Origin of the sequence: Buttiauxella sp. S19-1 (assembly GCF_022134725.1) — a bacterium.
GTDB lineage: Bacteria > Pseudomonadota > Gammaproteobacteria > Enterobacterales > Enterobacteriaceae > Buttiauxella > Buttiauxella ferragutiae.
On sequence record NZ_JAHWLU010000212.1, the window covers coordinates 1 to 3065 of the forward strand.

The following is a 3065-nucleotide window of genomic DNA, read 5'->3' on the forward strand; positions in this document are numbered from 1 at the left end:
GGTGAGGTGATAGCCCGTTATAAGAAGCTTCATCTTTACGATGCGTTTAACGTGCAAGAATCCCGGCTGGTTGATGCGGGAGAAAGTTTGCCGCCAGTGATTGAGATCGCTGGCTTTAAAGTAGGCTTAATGACCTGTTACGATGTACGCTTTCCAGAGATGGCTTTAAGTCTGGCATTAGCGGGGGCGGAAGTGTTAGTTCTGCCAGCTGCCTGGTTGCGTGGCCCAAACAAAGAAATGCACTGGTCCACTCTTCTTGCCGCTCGAGCGCTTGATACTACTTGCTATGTTGTTGCTGCTGGTGAGTGTGGTAATAAAAACATTGGCCACAGCCAGGTTGTTGATCCGCTTGGCGTTGTGATTGCGGCTGCAAATCTGCAGCCGACGTTGATATATGCTGAACTGGAAAGGCAGCATCTTGCCAATGTGCGAGCCATGTTACCGGTGTTGAAAAACCGACGTTTTGCTTATCCACAACTGCTGTGATTATTTTTTGACCAGCTCTTGATTCAACTTGTTACAGGTTGCTATTGTATAGCACGAGAAAATGACCGTTAATTGTCTCAGTGTATGATTCGCCGTATTCACGGCATGCATGATTAAAGAAGGTTGCTATGGGTGAGATTAGTATTACTAAGTTGTTGGTGGTTGGTGCGCTGATTGTTTTGTTATTTGGCACCAAGAAGTTGCGTACACTCGGTGGCGACCTCGGCGCGGCAATCAAAGGCTTCAAGAAAGCCATGAATGAAGACGAGACCGGCGCGAAGTCTGCCAACAATACAGATGCAGCAGCGGACCGTATTACGCACAAAGACTGAGCAAGACTCAGCTTTCACGGACAGATATAAAAAAACCGGCCTTTTATGAGCCGGTTTTTTTGTCATCTGCAAATCATAAGTAACGATTTGTTACATCGTTATTTGACTTCCATGCCTTTAGCCTGCAGGTCTGCATGGTAAGAAGAACGTACAAATGGGCCGCAAGCTGCATGGGTAAAGCCCATCGCCAGCGCTTCCGCTTTCATCTCTTCGAACTCATCCGGGCTGACATAACGCTGCACAGGTAAGTGATGGCGGCTTGGCTGCAAATATTGACCAAGGGTCAACATCGTGACGCCGTGACGACGGAGATCGCGCATCACTTCCACAATCTCTTCATTCGTTTCGCCTAAACCTACCATTAATCCAGATTTAGTTGGGATATCCGGGTGCGCTTCTTTAAAACGCTCAAGCAGTTTCAGAGACCAGTTGTAGTCAGCACCAGGGCGTACTTTACGATAAATACGCGGTACGTTTTCCAGGTTGTGGTTGAACACATCTGGTGGTGTGGCGGTGAGGATCTCTAACGCTTTGTCCATGCGTCCGCGGAAATCCGGTACCAACGTTTCAATTTTGATCGTTGGGTTTTTCTCGCGAATTGCACTGATGCAATCGGCGAAATGCTGGGCACCTCCATCGCGCAGGTCATCACGGTCTACAGACGTGATAACTACATAGCGCAACGCCATGTCAGCAATGGTTTGGGCAAGTTTAGCGGGTTCGTTGGCGTCTGGCGCGACAGGGCGGCCATGAGCAACATCGCAGAACGGGCAGCGGCGTGTACAAATTGCGCCCAGGATCATAAAGGTTGCCGTTCCGTGGTTGAAACATTCTGCCAGGTTAGGACAGGAAGCTTCTTCACACACCGAGTGCAGACCATTTTTACGCATTGCCGCTTTGATACCCTGAATTCGGGTCGAATCAGATGGAAGTTTGATCTTCATCCATTCTGGTTTTCTTAACAGCTCCTGGCGCTCGGTCACCACGTTTTTAACCGGGATCAGAGCCATTTTATCGGCGTCGCGGTACTTGACGCCGCGTTCCATTACAATGGGTTTACTCATATCGTACGTGTTCCAGTTGCTGAAAAAAAATCAGGCTAATCGAGTGTTTTATTTATCAACTATTTTTTAATAGCGCGCGCAGTATACCATCACTGGGGGGAATAAATCAGCCTGGCAGAGCAGTAAATGGGGAAAGAATTGTAAATGGTTTGTTGGATTGTGCGCTTTTTTACGTTAACAATTGGCAAGCTGACCCCGCAGCGAAAGCCGCGAGGCCGGGATGTCTACACTTTCTCAAATTCGTGAATGATCGCGTCGATGACTTCTTGCAGTATTGCATCGCGCGAGCTGAGTTTGTTGAAGTGCATGGTAGTGCCCAGAGGAATGGCAGATAATCTCTCACATTCAACCGTTTTAAGTCCGAAATGGTGAGAAAACATTTCAAATATTTTGTATGGCATAAAGCCAATGAGATCGCTGGTGCTGAGCATTGAAACGATGGCTAAGAGGTTATAGCTGCTAAATGTGATTTGGCGGTTTGGTAAGAGCTCATTAATCAGTTGGCGAGTATCGGCCAACAACTCTTCCTGCATAATCAAAAATGTATAATTGATTCCGTGAATATCATTGGCGGAGAAAATTGATTCTGCATTAGGGTGATCGTGGCGACATACCGCAACCAGGCGGTCATCAAACAATTTGTGGCTATTGATTCCGGGGCCATGATGGTGACGATTATCGATAGCAATATCAGCCTGAAATTGTGATAACTGGCGTTCTGCCACTGGCACATTGCGAACAGATAATTTCGGATTCACTTTCTGAATGGCCGAATAGATTCGTGGCATCAATAGTGCGCCTGATGTGGGTGAGCACGCGACGGTGATAATGCGCTCTTTTTCGTAATTATTGTTGATATCTAAGGCGCAGAGGATCGATTCAAATCCCTGGCTAATATATTCATGCAAATGTGCAGCATAGGCTGTAGGTGTGACACCTTGCCCCTTACGGATAAACAGTGGGTCAGGGAATGTTGACCTCAATTTTTGGATGGATTGACTGATAGCCGAAGGTGTTAAATTTAACACTTTAGCTGCATTGACGATCCCTTTATGAATGTAGACTGCTTCGAAAATTGTTAATAAATTAAGATCAATATTTCGTAATGCTTTGAAAGTTGGGTGATGATTTTTTTCATATCTGTCCATGAAATGTTTCTCTTTGGTGAACTAACTCTTAATTC

At 46.3% G+C, this 3065-nt stretch carries 4 protein-coding genes; 2 read left to right on the plus strand and 2 right to left on the minus strand.

Annotated elements, in window-relative coordinates:
• Together MES37_RS23895 and tatE are read left to right on the plus strand one after the other, a co-directional pair.
• On the plus strand, positions 1–486 hold a 486-nt coding region (locus MES37_RS23895; protein ID WP_337927125.1), incomplete at its 5' end, for a nitrilase-related carbon-nitrogen hydrolase.
• 128 nt (positions 487–614) lie between these two features.
• Complete coding sequence (gene tatE / locus MES37_RS23900) at positions 615–818, plus strand: twin-arginine translocase subunit TatE (RefSeq protein WP_064548732.1); 204 nt, start codon at positions 615–617, stop codon at positions 816–818.
• A 98-nt stretch (positions 819–916) separates the two neighbouring features.
• On the opposite strand, the gene lipA is transcribed toward tatE, so the two are convergent.
• Positions 917–1882 (minus strand): lipoyl synthase, encoded by a 966-nt coding sequence (gene lipA, locus MES37_RS23905; protein WP_064548730.1) that lies wholly within the window; start codon positions 1880–1882, stop codon positions 917–919.
• Positions 1883–2106: 224 nt separating this feature from the next.
• On the minus strand, positions 2107–3030 hold the full coding sequence (locus MES37_RS23910; RefSeq protein WP_064548728.1) for a YbeF family transcriptional regulator: 924 nt from the start codon (positions 3028–3030) through the stop codon (positions 2107–2109).
• Positions 3031–3065 lie beyond the last annotated feature (35 nt).

Excerpts from the sequence above, each read along its gene's own strand:
- MES37_RS23910 (WP_064548728.1), bottom strand. The coding sequence starts at position 3,030 with ATGGACAGATATGAAAAAAATCATCACCCAACTTTCAAAGCATTACGA.
- lipA (WP_064548730.1), bottom strand. The coding sequence starts at position 1,882 with ATGAGTAAACCCATTGTAATGGAACGCGGCGTCAAGTACCGCGACGCC.
- tatE (WP_064548732.1), top strand. The coding sequence starts at position 615 with ATGGGTGAGATTAGTATTACTAAGTTGTTGGTGGTTGGTGCGCTGATT.